The sequence below is a fragment of the Micromonospora sp. NPDC005367 genome (genome assembly GCF_040606825.1).
In the GTDB taxonomy this organism is placed as follows: domain Bacteria; phylum Actinomycetota; class Actinomycetes; order Mycobacteriales; family Micromonosporaceae; genus Micromonospora.
On the sequence record NZ_JBEXFP010000005.1, the window covers coordinates 59,708 to 75,558 of the forward strand.

Annotated in this window: 15 protein-coding genes; 12 read left to right on the top strand and 3 right to left on the bottom strand. The window is 71.9% G+C overall.

Translation table 11 applies throughout. The features are described from left to right. Positions 1 to 32 precede the first annotated feature (32 nt). Together ABZS42_RS05515 and ABZS42_RS05520 are read right to left on the bottom strand one after the other, a co-directional pair. Positions 33 to 1,127, bottom strand: coding sequence for a PLP-dependent aminotransferase family protein (locus ABZS42_RS05515; protein WP_355142741.1), 1,095 nt, complete (start codon positions 1,125 to 1,127; stop codon positions 33 to 35). A gap of 183 nt (positions 1,128 to 1,310) precedes the next feature. Next, positions 1,311 to 1,703, bottom strand: a complete 393-nt coding sequence (locus tag ABZS42_RS05520) for a CBS domain-containing protein (protein WP_355142742.1) — start codon at positions 1,701 to 1,703, stop codon at positions 1,311 to 1,313. A 117-nt stretch (positions 1,704 to 1,820) separates the two neighbouring features. Between ABZS42_RS05520 and ABZS42_RS05525 the strand changes: the two genes are divergently transcribed. The 5 genes from ABZS42_RS05525 to ABZS42_RS05545 all read left to right on the top strand — a co-directional run bounded on the left by ABZS42_RS05525 (position 1,821) and on the right by ABZS42_RS05545 (position 5,666). Then, a complete protein-coding gene (locus ABZS42_RS05525) occupies positions 1,821 to 2,270 on the top strand; it encodes an NUDIX domain-containing protein (RefSeq protein ID WP_355142743.1) in 450 nt (149 codons plus the stop codon). Beyond that, complete coding sequence (locus ABZS42_RS05530; RefSeq protein WP_355142744.1) at positions 2,267 to 3,034, top strand: hypothetical protein; 768 nt, start codon at positions 2,267 to 2,269, stop codon at positions 3,032 to 3,034. The genes ABZS42_RS05525 and ABZS42_RS05530 overlap by 4 nt, the downstream gene beginning before the upstream one ends. A 145-nt stretch (positions 3,035 to 3,179) precedes the next feature. Next, the gene (locus ABZS42_RS05535) at positions 3,180 to 3,911 is read left to right on the top strand and encodes a phosphocholine cytidylyltransferase family protein (protein WP_355142745.1); all 732 of its coding nucleotides are present in this window, start codon (positions 3,180 to 3,182) and stop codon (positions 3,909 to 3,911) included. Further along, on the top strand, positions 3,899 to 4,966 hold the full coding sequence (locus ABZS42_RS05540) for an iron-containing alcohol dehydrogenase family protein (protein ID WP_355142746.1): 1,068 nt from the start codon (positions 3,899 to 3,901) through the stop codon (positions 4,964 to 4,966). Before ABZS42_RS05535 ends, ABZS42_RS05540 begins: the two co-directional genes overlap by 13 nt. After that, entirely contained in the window at positions 4,941 to 5,666 is a 726-nt protein-coding gene (locus tag ABZS42_RS05545; protein WP_355142747.1) for a CDP-alcohol phosphatidyltransferase family protein, read from the top strand. Before ABZS42_RS05540 ends, ABZS42_RS05545 begins: the two co-directional genes overlap by 26 nt. 135 nt (positions 5,667 to 5,801) lie before the next feature. Here the strand turns inward: ABZS42_RS05545 and ABZS42_RS05550 are convergent, their stop codons facing one another. Next, positions 5,802 to 7,103: a glycosyltransferase family 4 protein gene (locus ABZS42_RS05550; RefSeq protein ID WP_355142748.1), complete on the bottom strand. Its 1,302-nt coding sequence runs from the start codon at positions 7,101 to 7,103 to the stop codon at positions 5,802 to 5,804. Between the two features lie 134 nt (positions 7,104 to 7,237). Here ABZS42_RS05550 and ABZS42_RS05555 point away from each other — a divergent pair, with 134 nt between their 5' ends. The 7 genes from ABZS42_RS05555 (at position 7,238) to ABZS42_RS05585 (ending at position 15,679) form a co-directional block, all read left to right on the top strand. Then, the gene (locus tag ABZS42_RS05555) at positions 7,238 to 8,098 is read left to right on the top strand and encodes a DNA-formamidopyrimidine glycosylase family protein (protein ID WP_355142749.1); all 861 of its coding nucleotides are present in this window, start codon (positions 7,238 to 7,240) and stop codon (positions 8,096 to 8,098) included. Positions 8,099 to 8,363: 265 nt separating this feature from the next. Next, positions 8,364 to 9,935: a sugar transferase gene (locus ABZS42_RS05560; protein ID WP_355142885.1), complete on the top strand. Its 1,572-nt coding sequence runs from the start codon at positions 8,364 to 8,366 to the stop codon at positions 9,933 to 9,935. A 443-nt stretch (positions 9,936 to 10,378) separates the two neighbouring features. Then, the gene (locus ABZS42_RS05565; protein ID WP_355142750.1) at positions 10,379 to 11,605 is read left to right on the top strand and encodes a histidine kinase; all 1,227 of its coding nucleotides are present in this window, start codon (positions 10,379 to 10,381) and stop codon (positions 11,603 to 11,605) included. A gap of 35 nt (positions 11,606 to 11,640) precedes the next feature. After that, on the top strand, positions 11,641 to 12,402 hold the full coding sequence (locus tag ABZS42_RS05570) for a LytTR family DNA-binding domain-containing protein (protein WP_076473892.1): 762 nt from the start codon (positions 11,641 to 11,643) through the stop codon (positions 12,400 to 12,402). A 246-nt stretch (positions 12,403 to 12,648) separates the two neighbouring features. Then, positions 12,649 to 13,311, top strand: a complete 663-nt coding sequence (locus ABZS42_RS05575) for a DUF5701 family protein (RefSeq protein ID WP_355142751.1) — start codon at positions 12,649 to 12,651, stop codon at positions 13,309 to 13,311. 327 nt (positions 13,312 to 13,638) lie between these two features. Continuing rightward, on the top strand, positions 13,639 to 14,037 hold the full coding sequence (locus ABZS42_RS05580; protein WP_355142752.1) for a hypothetical protein: 399 nt from the start codon (positions 13,639 to 13,641) through the stop codon (positions 14,035 to 14,037). A 1-nt stretch (position 14,038) separates the two neighbouring features. Continuing rightward, entirely contained in the window at positions 14,039 to 15,679 is a 1,641-nt protein-coding gene (locus tag ABZS42_RS05585) for a cation acetate symporter (protein WP_355142753.1), read from the top strand. Positions 15,680 to 15,851: the final 172 nt, after the last annotated feature.

Below are 15,851 nucleotides of genomic sequence, written 5' to 3' on the forward strand. Positions count from 1 at the left end.
CATCAGCCTTCTGTCGGAAATCCGACAGAAGCTCACCCGCGCACCGATTTCACCGCTTCGGCCAGCCGACGTACACCCTCATCGATCTTGTCGGCGGTGACCGCCGAGTACGCCAACCGCAGCGCGTGCCGCCCGCCGTCGATGACGAAGTCACTGCCCTTGACCACCGCCACGCCACGCTCGGCGGCAGCCGGGGCGACCCGTTCGGCCAGCACGTCCTCGGGAAGCTCCACCCAGAGGAAGTAACCGCCGTCCGGCTCCACGAACCGGGCCTCCGGAAGGTGGCGGCGCAGCGACTCGGCGAGTACCCGGGCCCGCTCGCCCAGCGACACCCGCACGGTCTCGATGGAACGGTCGATGTCACCGGAGACGCAGAACTGGTGCACGATCGCCTCGGAGACCATGCCGGGCGAGATGTAGAGACTGGTCGCCTTCTTCGCGATGTCCGCGATCAGATCCGTGGCGCCGACCAGGTACCCGACCCGAACGCCGGGGCAGACCGTCTTGGTGAAGCTCGAGGCGTGCACCACCACGTTGCGGGTGTCCAGGGAGAGCATCGACGGCAGCGCCTCGCCCCGGAACCGGATGTCCGCGTACGGGTCGTCCTCGAAGATCGTGAACCCGTACTCGGCCGCCAGGTCCAGCAGCTCACGTCGCTTCTCCAGGGAGAGCGTCACGCCCGCCGGGTTCTGGTAGTTCGGGATGACGTGCGCCAACCGGGGGCGCACCCCGGACTCCAGCAGCTTGCGCAGCTCGGCCGTGTCCAGGCCGTCCGGCTGGATGGTGACACCGTGCAGTTCGCCGCCCATCTGCTTCAGGTTGAGCAGCGTCCGGTCGTACGTGGGCCGCTCGACCACCACCGCGTCACCGGGGCGGACCAGGTGGTTGAAGAGGAACGCGTCGGCCTGCAACGAGCCGTTGGTGATCAGCACCTGCTCCGGCGCCACCCCGTGCTTCTCGGCGATCCACCTGCGCAGGGGCGGGTAACCGGCGGAGGTGCCGTACGCCGTGACCCCCGCGGGGTCGGCGTCGAAAGCGCGGACGGCGGCGGCCTTGAGCCCCTCGACATCGACGATGTCCAGCGAGGGAGCTCCGCGCGCGAAGGAGATCAGCTGCTCGGCGGTCATGGCTGTTGAGCGTACGGGCGGCCACCTCGGGTACGGCGACGGCACGGCGATGTCCGCATCCTGAGCCACCGGGTCGGGTGACGTGGGCCGGACGGGCGGGGCGGCAAGTCGGGCCGGAAGGGCGAGCGGGTCGTGCTGCGCCTGACGAATCCGGCGTTCCGCCCGCATCGATCCGCCGCACGGTCAGCCCGTCGACACCATCCGGCCGGCCGCCCAGACCCGCATGATGTCCCGCACCGAGATCACCCCGGCCACCTCGCGGCCGTCGAGCACCACCAGGTGCCGGAACCCGCCCCGGGCCATGGCCACTGCCGCTTCCGCCAGCGTCCAGTCCGGCACCGCGTAGACCACGTCCCAGGTCAGGTGGGCGCCGGTGCGCTCGACGTCGCAGTCGAGGCCGGCGCCGATGGCGTTGAGCACATCGCGTTCGGTCATGATCCCGATGCCCTCGGACTCCGGGTCGAGCACCACCGCCGAACCGACCCCGCGGGCCGACATCATCTGGGCCGCCTGTCGGAGCGTGTGCTCCGGACCGATCACCAGGACCTGGCTCGACATCGCTTCCCGTACCTGCATCACACATCACCCCTGTGGGAACGGTGGCCTTGCGGTACGGACATGGTGGGCGGTCGATGTCTCCGGAACAAGACCTCGGCGTCGCCGACATGCCGATCGGCTCGCTACTGTCGGGGCGTGTCCACCGAGCCTCTGCGCTGCGCCGGCGCCCTCATCGTCGACGACGACAACCGGCTTTTCTTCCAGCGCCGATCCCCGCACCGACGCCTGTTTCCCAACTGCTGGGACGTGGTCGGCGGCCACCTGGAGTCCGGCGAGGATGTCGAGGCGGCGCTGCGCCGCGAGGTGACCGAGGAGACGGGCTGGACCGTCTCGCACCTGCTCGGCCCGGTCGGTGAGTACCGCTACGTCGGCGACGACGGCCTGGCACGGATCGAGTACGACTGGCTGGTCCGGGTCGAGGGAGACCTCGCCCGACCACGGCTGGAGGTCGGCAAGCACACCGAGTTCCGGTGGCTCGCCGAGGAGGACGTGGCCCTGTTGGACGAACACCGGGACGTCAACGACGGCCTGATCCGCCGGATCGCGGAGGAAGCCTTCGCGGCCCTGCGTGCCATGGGTCGGTGAGCCACGCCGTCGAGCTGGCGCCGCACCGGTACGCCGGGCTGGTCGCCCCCGCGGTCGACCGGACCTTCCTGGCCGGCATGAGGACCGGCCGGGAACGCGGTACCGAGCTGAGCCGGCGATACGGCGGCCCGGCGGCGACCGGCTTCCTGGTGGAGTTCCGCACCCGGTTGGGTGAGCCCGGCGGCACGGTCGACGAGCCCGGGTTCGCCGCGGTCACCCGGTACCGGGACGCCGCCGAGTGCCGACGGGCGTTGGACAAGCAGGTCGCGTACGGGATGCTGCACCGTCGCCCGGACGGTGGGCTGGCCGCCACGGAACGCGGGCTGGCCTTCCTCGCCGAACTCTGGCGGCTGCACGCCGAGGTGACCGCCGAACTGTGGGCCGGACACGAGGAACGGGTGGTCCGGCTGGTCGAGGCGCTCGGCCGGCTGCTGGCGTACGCGCTGGTGCTCGCCGCCGAGCAGCCCGACTCGGCGGGCGCCGCGTTCGCCGCGATCGCCCCGCCGTACGAGCCGGACGGCACCCCGCCCGGCGTGCTGCTGCTCAACCGGCTCGGTACGCTCCGCCACCACCGGGCCGACGCGCACGCCGCCGCCTGGGCCGTCGCGGGGCACACCGCGCTCAGCGTGACCGCCCTACCGGCCGGACCCGAGCGGCTGGCGATCGAGCAGGAGACCGACCGCCGGGCCGCCGGCCCGTACGAGGCGCTGACCGCCGACGAGCGGTTGAACGTGCTCGCCGACCTGGCCGCGCTTCCCGGCTGAGAGATCGTCGGGAAACCCCGGGGCGAGCGACAGTCTCTGAACATCGGGCTGTGAACATCGGGTGAAGCCCGGTTGACGGGAGGCGGTGCCGAGCCCGGCGCTATCCTCCAGCGGTGACCGGAGTCGTACGAGGGGGGAAGCCGGCATGATCGGAATGGTGCTCGCGGCCGGGGCGGGGCGTCGGCTGCGCCCGTACACCGACACACTGCCCAAGGCGCTAGTGCCGGTCGACGGCGAGGTCACCATCCTCGACATCGCACTGGCCAACCTCGCCGAGGTGGGGCTCACCGACATCGTGATCGTGGTCGGCTACGCGGCCGACGCGGTCCGGGAGCGGCAGGCCGACCTCGAGAAGCGGTACGGCGTGAACCTCACTCTCGTGCACAACGACAAGGCCGAGGAGTGGAACAACGCCTACTCGCTCTGGCTGGCCCGCGAGTACTTCAGCCAGGGCGTACTGCTGGTCAACGGTGACACCGTGCACCCGGTGAGCGTGGAGAAGACCCTGCTCGCCGAGCGCGGCCCGGGCATCCTGCTCGCCGTGGACACGCTCAAGCCGCTGGCCGAGGAGGAGATGAAGACCACCTTCGACGCTGCCGGTCAGCTCACCCGGATCACCAAGCTGATGGACCCGGGCGAGGCGTACGGGGAGTACATCGGCGCGACGCTCATCGAGCCGCAGGTGGCCGACGCCCTCGCCGACGCGCTGGAGACGACCTGGCGGCGCGATCCGAACCTCTACTACGAGGACGGCTACCAGGAGTTCGCCGACCGGGGCGGCGAGGTCCGGGCGGCGCCGATCGGGGACGTCTCCTGGGTCGAGGTCGACAACCACGCCGACCTGGCCCGCGCCCGGGAGATCGCGTGCCACTACTAGCCCGGTCGGTACTGACTCCGCTCCACATCGACGTACGACGGGGGGCGGTGGCTGACCTGGCCACGATCCTGGCCGACGGGCGGATCTCCGCCGGCGGCGACGTGGCGGTCGTGGTCGGCCCCGGTCAGGGCGAGCGGATCGCCGAGCTGATCCGGCCCACGCTCGGGTCGGCCGACGTGTTCACGGTGGCGGGCGGCACCCTGCAGGCGGCCGACGACCTGGAGGGCAAGCTCCGCGCCCGGTCGTACGACGCGGTGGTCGGCATCGGCGGCGGCAAGACCATCGACGTGGCCAAGTACTCGGCGACCCGGCGGGGTCTGCCGATGGTCTCGGTCGCCACCAGCCTCGCCAACGACGGGATCGCCTCCCCGGTGGCGAGCCTCATCACCGATGGGCTCAAGGGCTCCTACGGGGTGCACATCCCGATCGCGGTCATCGTCGACCTGGACTTCGTGGATAGCGGTCCGGAGCGGCACAACCGCGCCGGAATCGGCGACGTGGTCAGCAACATCAGTGCCCTCGCCGACTGGGAGTTGGCGCGGGTGGTGCGCGGTGAGCCGGTCGACGGCCTGGCCGCCTCACTAGCCCGGGCCGGCGCCGAAGCGTTGATCAACCATCCGGGCGGCATGGGTGACGACGCCTTCGTCACCGTCCTCGCCGAGGCGCTGATCTCCAGCGGCCTGGCGATGGCGATCGAGGGCACCAGCCGCCCGTGCAGCGGCGGCTGTCACGAGATCATGCACGCGGTGGACGCGCTCTTCCCGGGGACCGCCTCACACGGCGAGCTGGCCGGGCTCGGTGCCCTCTTCTGCACCTGGTTGCGGGGGGACACGTACCGCTTCGACCAGATGGCGTCCTGCCTGTCCCGGCACAAGCTGCCGGTCATCCCCGCGGACGTGGGGCTGACCGACGAGCAGTTCGTCGACGCGGTGATCTTCGCGCCGCGTACCCGGCCGGACCGGTACACCATCCTCGAACATCTGGCGCTGTCACCTTCCGACGTCCGGACGCGGCTGGCAGACTACGCCGGTGCAATCCACGACCGCCTTGGCTGAGCCGTTTCGTCCCACCGTCGCCGATTTCCACCGGACAAACCGGGGCGGCGGCCTGTTCAGTGAATCGATCAGCCAGTGGCTGGGCGCCAGCTTCGCGGTCGCCGCGCACCGGCTGGGTCTGCGTCCGACGGCGCTGACCGTCACGAACCTGGTGCTGGGGCTGGCCACCTCGGTCACCGTGGTCGCACTCGCCGGCCGGGTGGCCGCCGGCGAGGTTCCGGCCTGGGTGGTGGGGCTGCTCGCGCTGGTCGGCTGGCAGGTGGCGTACGCCCTGGACTGCGCGGACGGCCAGCTCGCGCGGGTCACCAGGACGGGCAACTCGGCGGGTGCCCGGGTCGACGTGCTCGCCGACGTGGCGGCCCAGATCGCCCTGGTCGCGGCGCTCTCCGCGACCGCCGTGGCGCAGCACCCGTCGACCCCGACCTGGCTGGTCGCGACGTTCGCCGGCACCTGGATGGTCAACCTGGTCACCTCGGTGATGCAGGCCGGCCCGAACGCGGCGAGCATGGTCACCTCGACCTCACTGCCCGTACGCCTCGTGAAGCTCGTCCGCGACTACGGCGCGGTGATCTTCGTGGCCGCGCTGGTGCTGCTCCTCGCCCCCGCCCTGACGTTCTGGGTGATGGTGGCGTTCACCGTGGTCAACGGCGGCTTCCTGCTCGCCAGCATCGCCTTCTCCGCCCGCGCCTCCTACCGCTGACCGTTCCCGCCGCTCCCCACTTGATCGTGCTCGATCTCGGAAGTAGTGGCGTCCGACGGCCACCGATCGCCCTCTTTCCAGGATCGAGCGCGATCTTGCGGGTGCGGCCCCTCCCCGGAACCGGGGAGGGGCGGGTCAGCCCCGGCTCGGGGTGCGGGACAGGCCGGCGTAGATGTCGATGAGCTGGCTGGTCACCACGTCCGGGTGGAAGGTGCGCTCGTAGCGCGAGCGCGCGGCCGACGACAGCGCGGCGGCACCCGTCCGGGCCAGCGGGAGGGCCGCCGCCAGCGCGGCCGCCTCGGGCGGCACCACCCAACCGGCCTCGCCGGTGACGATGCCCGCCGGCAGCGCGGACGTCCCGGAAACCGGACCCGCGAGCGGTACGGAACTGGCCGAACCGGTCGCGGCCGACGCCTCCTCGGCCGAGCCGGTCCCCGCCGGTACGCGCGCGGTGTCCGCCCCGACCAGGTACGGGATGCCGCCCAGCGCGGTGCCGAGCACCGGCCGGCCACTCGCCAAAGCCTCGATGATCACGGTGGGCAGTACGTCGTGCCACGTGGAGGTGGCGAGCACCACCGCGCTCGCCTCGAGCACGGCCCGGACCCCGTCCCGGTCCAACGGGCCCAGGAACGTCACGTCCGAGCGCTCGGCGGCCGCCGCCTCGACCAGCGGGCGCAGCTCGCCGTCACCGGCGATCCGCAGCGGGCCGAGCGCGCCGTCCGGGTGCCGGCGCCAAGCGTCCAGCAGCAGGTCCAACCCCTTCTCGGGGGAGAGCCGGCCGAGGAAGAGGAAACCGTCGCCGAGCGGGGCGGGCAGCCCCGGGTCCGGGATCCCGTTCGGCTTGATCACGATCCGCTCCGCCGGGATGCCGTAGTCGCGCAGGTGCGCGGCGACCGCCGAGGTCAGCGCGACGAACCGGTCCACCGACCGCCAGGTGGGCCGGTGCACCGCCAGCGTGGTGGCCATCAGGGCGCTCTGCGCGCGGGAGCCCCGGTAGCAGCGGTGCACGATGGCCGGCACACCCAACGCCCGGCCCCGGCAGTCCTGGCAGATCATCCCGTCTCGGAAGTACAGCCCGGAGGAGCAGACCTGCCGGTAGTTGTGCACGGTCTGCACCACCGGCACGCCGTGCTTGTGGGCGGTACGGACGACCCAGGGCGAGAGCAGCGGGTACGGGTTGTGCAGGTGCAGCACGTCCGGCCGATGCTCGGTGAGCAACCGGCCCAGTTCCTGCTGGGCCTGCGGCGCGTAGATCGGCGAGATCGGCAGCAGCGCCTTCGCCGCCTTCGACATCGACGGGATCTCGTCGGAGCTCCGGATGAACGGCAGCACCTCCACGCCGGCCGCGGTGAGCTGGGCGATCTCCGCGTCGACGATGATGTTCTCCCCGGACGGCTGACCCTGCCGGTACCGGTTGTGCGCCACCACAATCTTCACTGAGCTCGCCCTTTGTTCGCGATTGCCGGACTCGCGAGCTCGTTCCTCGCGCTCACGGGGCCACCATTGTTCCCGACTGCGGGACTCGCAAGCTCGTTCCTCGCGCTCACGGAAAAGAAGGCTACCGTTGTCTGATGCCCGAGCTACCGGAGGTTGAGGCGCTCGCGGGTTACCTGCGTCAGCGCGCCGTGGGGCGACGGGTCGACCGGCTGGAGGTCGCCGCGATCAGCGCCCTCAAGACGTACGATCCGGCGCCCACCGCTGCGACCGGTCGTGCTGTGGTGGACGCGCGCCGGCACGGCAAGTTCCTGGACGTGGTCTTCGACGGCGACCTGCACCTGGTGGTCCACCTGGCGCGGGCGGGGTGGCTGCACTACCGGGAGGCGTTCCCCAGCGCCGCCCCGCTGCGCCCCGGCAAGGGCCCGATCGCGCTGCGGGTACGCCTCGACGACGGCTCCGGCTTCGACCTGACCGAGGCCGGCACCCAGAAGAAGCTCGCCGCGTATCTGGTCACCGATCCGGCGGCCGTGCCCGGGGTGGCCAAGCTCGGTCCGGACCCGCTCACCGCCGACCTGCCCACGTTCACCGAGCGGCTGCGCAGCCGCCGAGGTCGGGTGAAGCTCGTGCTGACCGACCAGGCGGTGCTGGCCGGAGTGGGCAACGCGTACTCCGACGAGATCCTGCACGCCGCGAAGCTCTCGCCGTATGCGCTCACCGACCGGCTGACCGACGACCAGCTCGCCGCCCTGCACGCGGCCACCCGGCAGGTGCTCGGCGACGCGGTCGGCCGCTCGCTGGGGCAGCGGGCGGCAGAGCTGAAGGGCGAGAAGCGCTCCGGGTTGAAGGTGCATGCGCGTACCGGGCTGCCCTGCCCGGTTTGCGGCGACACCATCCGGGAGGTCTCCTTCTCCGATTCGAGCCTCCAGTACTGCCCGACGTGTCAGACCGGCGGCAAGCCGCTCGCTGACCGACGGCTGTCCCGGATCGTACGGTGAGTAACGACACCCGGGAGCTACGGAGTGGAATCGTCCGGAGAACGCGGAAGGTCCTGCTCGGGAGTTCCACCAACCGCACCATGCATCGGTATAGTGGCCCGGTCCCCGGCTTCTGATATGCGTGGAGCCGGCCAGATCCCGCCCGCACCAGCGGGGCGCGCTGTCCTTCGGGTCCGGCGCCCGGCCCGGCCGGTCGTGGGAGACTGGAACGGTGGGCGACCCGGGTCCTCACGATGAGTGAGCGGCCCGCGTCATGCGGGAGGACATGGGTGAGGTGACGGCAAGCCTCCAGCGCCCGGTAACCAACACAGGCCGGAGCGAACTCGTGCGGCACGTCGACAGCTTCGAGATCCAGCCGCCGACGCCGCCGTCGCACAACGGCGTACCCCGGTCGGCGTGGGCCCGGGCCCGCCGGCGCGTTTCCCGCTGGCACCGCCCTTACACCGCGATCCTTCTGCTGCTCGACTTCGCGGCCGCCGCGTTCGCCAGCTTCACCGCGATTCACACCTTCGACCAGGCCAGGTCGGGCTTCTACAACGCGCAGGAGGACCCGACCTGGTTCTTCACTGTGGCGTTCGTGCTGCTACCGCTGGGCTGGGTGGTGATCCTCTGGGGCCACCGCGCCTACGACCGGCGCTACCTCGGTCTCGGGCCGGAGGAGTTCAAGCGGGTGATCCGGGCCGGCGTCGCCGTCGCCGCCACGGTCTCCTTCCTCGTCTTCGCCACCAAGACCGACCTGTCCCGTTGGACCGTCGGCACCGCTCTGCTCGGCGCCCTGCTGCTGATCCTGCTCGGGCGCATCCTCGCCCGGTTCGTGCTGCACGTCATCCGGCGCAACATCGGCCAGGGCAGCCACCGGATGATCCTGGTCGGCACCCTGCCGGAGTGCCTGGAGGTGCACCGGGCGGTCACCCGCAACCTGGCGGCCGGCCTGGTGCCGGTCGCCATTCACCTCACGGACGGGTACGCGGCAGCCCGCGGTCTCGAGACTCCGGTCCCGGTCTACACGGGTCGCGACGTGCTCGCCCTGGTACGGGAGGTCGGCGGGGACACCATCGCCGTGTGCGGCTCGGCCAGCGCCGAGCCGGGCGAGCTGCGCCGCCTCGCCTGGCAGCTGGAGGGCTCCGGCGTCGACCTGGTCGTCGCGCCGCAGCTCACCGACATCGCCGGTCCCCGGGTGCACATCCGTCCGATCGAGGGCCTGCCGCTGCTGCACGTCGAGGAACCGACCCTGTCCGGGCCGGCGCTGCTGGCCAAGAACCTGATGGACCGGGTGGCCGCCGGGCTCGGGCTGTTGCTGCTGATCCCGGCCTTCGTGGCCATCGCCGTGGCGATCAAGATCTCCGACCCCGGTCCGGTCTTCTTCCGGCAGCCTCGGGTGGGCCACGAGGGGCGCACCTTCCGGGTGTGGAAGTTCCGGACCATGTACGTCGACGCGGAGGAGCGGCTGGCCAGCCTGGTCGACCAGAACGAGACCGACGGCATGCTGTTCAAGATGAAGGAGGATCCCCGGGTCTTCCCGGTGGGCCGCTTCCTGCGTGCCTCGTCGCTGGACGAGCTGCCGCAGCTGATCAACGTGCTCATGGGCGAGATGTCGCTGGTCGGGCCGCGTCCGCTACCGGCCGACGACGGCGACTTCCTGGGCGACGTCCGCCGTCGTCTGCTGGTACGGCCCGGCATGACCGGCCTCTGGCAGGTCTCCGGCCGCTCCGACCTGTCCTGGGACGAGGCAGTCCGGCTCGACCTCTACTACGTCGACAACTGGTCGCTCGCGTACGACCTGAGCATCCTCTGGCGCACCGTCGGCGTCGTGCTCGCCCGCAAGGGCGCGTACTGAAACGCCGGCTGCTCTTTCGCTGAGTCGTCGTCCTCCCGACGAGCCTCCGCCTTGCCGGGGGGCCACCTGGATTCCGCGTCGGCTCTACCTGATCGACAGGACACGGCCCACAGGCCGGAGTTCCGTGGCCGCGGTGGCCGGGCCGATCATGGCTGCCGCCGGCGGCGGTGGTCGTCCAGCCGCCGCACGCTGGGGCCGCCGACGGGGTTCGGGGGTCTCGGTGCCAGTTCGAGGCGCGCCGTGGCACCTGCCGCAGCCCGCCACCGGCGTGCGCCGCAGAGCGGAGCCAGCGTCCACCTCACCCCTTCGGCATGATTCATGCATGTCGATGTGGTCGTGAGCTGGGGGCCGGGCGATGACCATGGGGAGCCGACCCGGCGGCTCCGATCCGAGTAGTAGAAGACGGTCTGGCGGACAAGGCCCGGAGCCGACAGGATCTGGGCGTGGGTGGCAACCTCTCGGCCGTCTTCGCCGTCGTCTTTCTGGTCAGCGCGCTCGCCGCGGCCCTGTTCGCGGTGGGCCGGCTGCGTGCGCGCCGGGGCATCGCCACCGCCACCCAGCGGGCCACCTACGAGGTGCTGCACACCGCCGGGCTGGCCGCTGAGCCGCTGCGCGCGGGGTTGAGTGCGGCAGGCGCGGCGAAATCCGTACGCCATCTTCGGGCCCTGGTGGGTGCGCCCGGGTTGGCGCTCACCGACCGGGACCAGCTGCTCGCGCTCGACGGGCGGGGTGCCCACCACGGCGAGCAGCTGCTGGGCGCCGCGCGGCGGGCCGTGGCGTCGGCCCGGTCCACGGTCCTGGGCGAGTCGGAGTTGCAGTGCGACCGGGTGGACTGCCCGGTACGGGGCGTGGTGGTCGCTCCGCTGACGGCTGCGGACGGCGAGGCCGTCGGCGCCCTGCTGGCGATCGCCGACGGGCCGCCGGCACCCGGCCTGGTGCAGGCGACCCTCGAGACCGCGCACTGGGCCGGCAACCAGCTCGCCCTGGCCGAGCTGGACTCGTCCCGGGAGCGGCTGGCCCGGGCCGAGATCCGCGCGCTGCGGGCCCAGATCAGCCCGCACTTCATCTACAACGCGTTGACCGCGATCGGCTCGTTCGTCCGCACCGACCCGGAGCGGGCGCGCGAGCTGATCCTGGAGTTCGCCGAGTTCACCCGGTACTCGTTCCGGGCGCACGGTGAGTTCACCACGCTGGCCGAGGAGCTGCGCTCGATCGACCGCTATCTGATCATCGAGCGGGCCCGGTTCGGCGATCGGCTCCAGGTGCGTCTGCAGATCGCCCCCGAGGTGCTGCCGGTGACCCTGCCGTTCCTCTGTCTGCAACCGTTGGTCGAGAACGCGGTCCGGCACGGGTTGTCCCGCAAGCCCGGCACGGGCATGGTGAGCATCGAGGCCCGGGACGCCGGTGCCGAGTGCCACATCACGGTGGAGGACGACGGGGTGGGAATGGATCCGGCCACGCTGACCACCGGCATCGCCGAGCTGGCCCGCAGCACCGGTGATCCGGGGGAGGATTCCGGCCAGCACGTCGGGCTCTCGAACGTGGACGAGCGGCTCCGCTCGGTCTTCGGGGACGGCTTCGGGCTGGTCGTCGAGACCGGGCTCGGCGCGGGCACGCGGGTGAGCATGCGGATTCCGAAGTTCCATCCCGGGGTACGGGCGGGCTCGTGAGCGAGCGGAGCGAGCAGACCGGCCGGGTCGGCGCGGTGAACCCATCGGGGTTCCTCCGGGTGCTGGCGGTGGACGACGAGCCCCCGGCGCTCGACGAGCTGGCGTATCACCTGCGGGCCGACCCGCGGGTGGCGCGGCTGCACACCGCCGGCGACGCTACGGAGGCGCTTCGGCTGCTCCGCGACGGCGACGTGGACGTGGTTTTCCTGGACATCAGGATGCCCGGGCTGGACGGGATGGAGCTGGCCCGGGTGCTGCGCCGGTTCGCCCGGCCGCCGGCGATCGTCTTCGTCACCGCGTACGACGACGGCGCGGTCGACGCGTTCGACCTGGGCGCCACCGACTACGTGCGCAAGCCGGTGCGCGCCGACCGGTTGGCCGAGTCGCTGCGCCGGGTGATCGGTTCGCGGGTGGTGCCGTCGCACCCTGCGGCGCTGGCCCGGGCCGAGGAGGATCCGACCATCCCGATCGAGCTGGCCGGTACGACCCGGATGCTGCCGAGGTCGGCGGTGCGCTGGGTGGAGGCGCAGGGGGACTACGCCCGGCTGCACACGGCGGACGGCTCGCACCTGGTCCGGGTCTCGCTGGCCACCCTCGCGGAACGTTGGGCGGACGCGGGGTTCGTGCGGATCCACCGGTCGTACCTGGTGCAGTTGAAGCTGATCGCCGAGTTGCGGTTGGTGAACTCCGGCTACGTGGTGGTCATCGACGGCACGGAGCTGCCGGTCAGCCGCCGGCACACCCGGGAGCTGAAGGACAAGCTGGTTCGCGCGGCGAAGCAGGACTGGAACCGCTGACCGCGGTGCCGACCTGCCCGCCCCGGCGGAGCATCCGCCTGCTCGGGTCGAGCGGTTGAGGTGATCGACCCGGCTTCGTCGAAGTCGGGGGTCCGCTTGCTCGCGACACCGCGACACCGCGACACCCCGCCACCGCGACATGCGCGGAAGTCGAGTCGATCAAGCGCGTGTTCCCTCGGGCGGCCGGGAATGAAGACGGCCTGTCGTACGCTGTACGACAGGCCGTACGACATCGAGGAGGACGCCGTGCCCGACGCCCTGTACGACGCCACCGCCGAGTTCGACCGCCAGGTGCAGCGCCTGGTGGAACTCGGCTACCCCAAGCTGGCCGGAACGACCGAGGACGACTTCCGGGACCTCGTCGCCCCGCTGCGAGCGGCCGCCGTCACCGGCGCGGCCGGCCTGCCGACCCCCACCGCGGCACGGGTGCCGTTCCTGCTGGTGGTCACCCGCGACCTGATCCCAGTGGAGGAACGCCTGCCGCTCACCACGCTGGCCGGCAAGCGCAAGCCCGGCTTCCTCGACCGGCACTACGCCGACGACGACCTGGCCCGCTTCGACCCGATCAAGGAGCTGGAGGTGCCGGCCGGGCCGGCGTACCTACTCTTCGACGTGGACCGCGGGGAGGAGACGCTGAACCTGGCCCCCTCGTCGGCGATGGAGCGCATCACCGGCCAGGGCCGGTTGCCGCTCACCATCGACGAGGGGATCGCCTTCGTCACGCTGCACCCCGCCGCACTGGCGAAGAACAAGTGCTTCTCGCTGGTCGGGTCGCGTTGCGGGGACAAGCGGGTCCCGGCGCTCTGGATCAGCCAGGGCGCGCCGAAGCTCGGCTGGTGCTGGTACGGCAACCCGCACACCTGGCTCGGCTCCGCCTCCGCACGACCGGACCGCGTCGGCCTGTCCTGACCCCCGCACACCCTGCACGTCGGATCGTGGCCCGCCGACGGCGGCACCGGCGACGAGCGGAAGCGGTCGTCGTGGCCGCCGTCCGGCGCCGGGTGGCAGGGCACGCCGGCCCCGTTCTCCACCGGGTTATCCACAGGAGTGACCCGTAATCCACAGGTTGTGCACAACGCTTCCCACGGGTCCGCACGCCCGCTTCCCACCCTGGGCCCGCTGCCCGATCGACCTCGGCGCTCTTGACAATCCCATCGAACCAACGAGACTGCCGGGGTGTCCGCCATCGACGATCGCGCGTCGACACCCGGTGCCGAAGGGAGGCCGGAAGCCCCGGTGCAGTCCGCGACCGGCGGCCGGTCGGTCCCCCGACCGCGGACGCGGATCGTGCTGGCCAACGTCTCCGGCCGCGAGGACCGGGGCGACCGGACCCGTGCCGAACTGGCCGAGCAGACCCGGGTCGGTGAGGCGCTCGTCCGGGGGCTGGTGCGGGCCCAGCTCGCCCTGGCGCTGCGGCTCTCCCTGGTGGTGATGATCGGGCTCGGTGGCCTGCCCTGGCTGTTCGCCATCGCGCCCTCGGTCAGCCGGGTCACCGTGCTCGGGGTGAAGCTGCCCTGGCTGCTGCTCGGGGTGGTGAGCTTCCCGTTCCTGATCGGAGTGGGCTGGGCGTACGTGCGACTGGCCGAACGCAATGAGCAGGACTTCACCGACCTGGTCCAGCGGCCGGAGCGCTGAGGTGGGCAACGGCCTCGTCGTACCGGCGATCGTCGCGGTCACCCTGCTCACCGTCGGCATCGGCTTCTACGGGCTGCGGCTGGCCCGGACCACCTCCGACTTCCTCGTCGCCTCCCGGGCGATCAGTCCGACGTGGAACGCGGCCGCGATCGGCGGGGAGTACCTGTCGGCGGCGTCCTTCCTCGGCGTCGCCGGACTGATCCTCAAGTACGGCGTGGACGTGCTCTGGTATCCGGTCGGCTTCGCCGCCGGCTACCTGGCCCTGCTGCTCTTCGTGGCCGCCCCGCTGCGCCGCTCCGGTGCGTTCACCCTGCCCGATTTCTGCGAGCTGCGGCTGGGCTCCCGCCGGCTGCGCATCCTCGCCACCGCCTTCGTGATCTTCATCGGCTGGCTCTACCTGGTGCCGCAGCTCCAGGGCGCCGGCCTCACCCTCGCCACGGTCACCGGCTCCGCGTACCCGGTCGGTGCCGTGCTGGTGGCCGTCGTGGTCACCGCGAACGTCGCGCTGGGTGGCATGCGCGCGATCACCTTCGTCCAGGCGTTCCAGTACTGGCTCAAGCTGACCGCGCTCGCCGTACCGGCGATCTTCCTGGCCCTCCAGTGGCAGGCCGACGCCCGGCCGGCCGTCGCACCGCCGGACGGGCCGTTGTTCCGGGCCGAGACCAGCGTCGTGGTCGAGCATCCCGCGAACCTCACGTTCCCCGACGGCGAGATCCGGGCGGTACGGCCCGGCGAGACCATCTCCTTCCACGCCGGCGATCCGGTGCCGCAGGTGGCCGGCGTGACCATCGACGGCACCGACTGGCTGCTTCCGAGCACGGCCGGCGCCGACGACCGGGGCCTGTTCGCCACGTACTCCCTGATCCTGGCCACGTTCCTCGGCACCATGGGACTGCCGCACGTGCTGGTGCGCTTTTACACCAATCCGGACGGGGCGGCGGCCCGCCGTACCACGCTGGTCGTGCTGGCGCTGGTGGGCCTGTTCTACCTGCTGCCCACCATCTACGGGGTGCTCGGCCGCATCTACACCCCGCAGTTGCTGGTCACGGGGCAGACCGACGCGGTGGTGGTGCTCCTGCCGGAGGCGGCCCTCGGCGACGGAGCGACCGGCCGGCTGCTCGCCGCCCTCGTGGCGGCCGGCGCGTTCGCCGCCTTCCTCTCCACCTCGTCCGGCCTGCTCACCAGCGTGGCCGGGGTGATCTCGACGGATGTGCTCGGACGCGGCTCGGTACGCGGCTTCCGGCTGGCCACCGTGATCGCCGGCACCGTGCCCGCGATCCTCGCGTTGAACGTCTCCGGGCTGGACGTCTCGCAGGTGGTCGGGCTCGCCTTCGCCGTCGCCGCGTCCAGCTTCTGTCCGCTGCTGGTGCTCGGCATCTGGTGGCGGGGGCTGACCGACCTCGGTGCCGCCGCCGGGGTGCTCGTCGGCGGCGGCGCGGCGATCGCGGCCGTGCTGGTGACAGTGGTCGGCCCACCGTTGTCCGGTTGGCCGGCGACGCTCGTTGCGCAGCCGGCGGCATGGACGGTGCCGCTGGCGTTCACCGTGACGGTGCTGGTCTCGGCGGCCACCCGGCGGCGCGTACCCACCGACGTCGGCGCGACCATGCTCCGCCTGCACGCCCCGGACACCCTGCGCCTCTGATGAGGCCCCTCCTCGACCACGCCCGTCGAGGAGGGGCGCTACCGGCATCCGCGATGACGGGAGAACGTCAGACGGCCGGGTCGGAGCGCGCCGGAACCGGGACCTGTACGCCCTCGGAATGACGGAAGGTCATCCCCGGGCGGGACTACCGGGTCGCGTCGGAGGGATAGGT

Coding starts and splice junctions, on each gene's coding strand:
- ABZS42_RS05520 (WP_355142742.1), bottom strand. CDS start 1,703: ATGCAGGTACGGGAAGCGATGTCGAGCCAGGTCCTGGTGATCGGTCCG.
- ABZS42_RS05560 (WP_355142885.1), top strand. CDS start 8,364: ATGGGTGAGGTGACGGCAAGCCTCCAGCGCCCGGTAACCAACACAGGC.
- ABZS42_RS05555 (WP_355142749.1), top strand. CDS start 7,238: ATGCCCGAGCTACCGGAGGTTGAGGCGCTCGCGGGTTACCTGCGTCAG.
- ABZS42_RS05535 (WP_355142745.1), top strand. CDS start 3,180: ATGATCGGAATGGTGCTCGCGGCCGGGGCGGGGCGTCGGCTGCGCCCG.
- ABZS42_RS05515 (WP_355142741.1), bottom strand. CDS start 1,127: ATGACCGCCGAGCAGCTGATCTCCTTCGCGCGCGGAGCTCCCTCGCTG.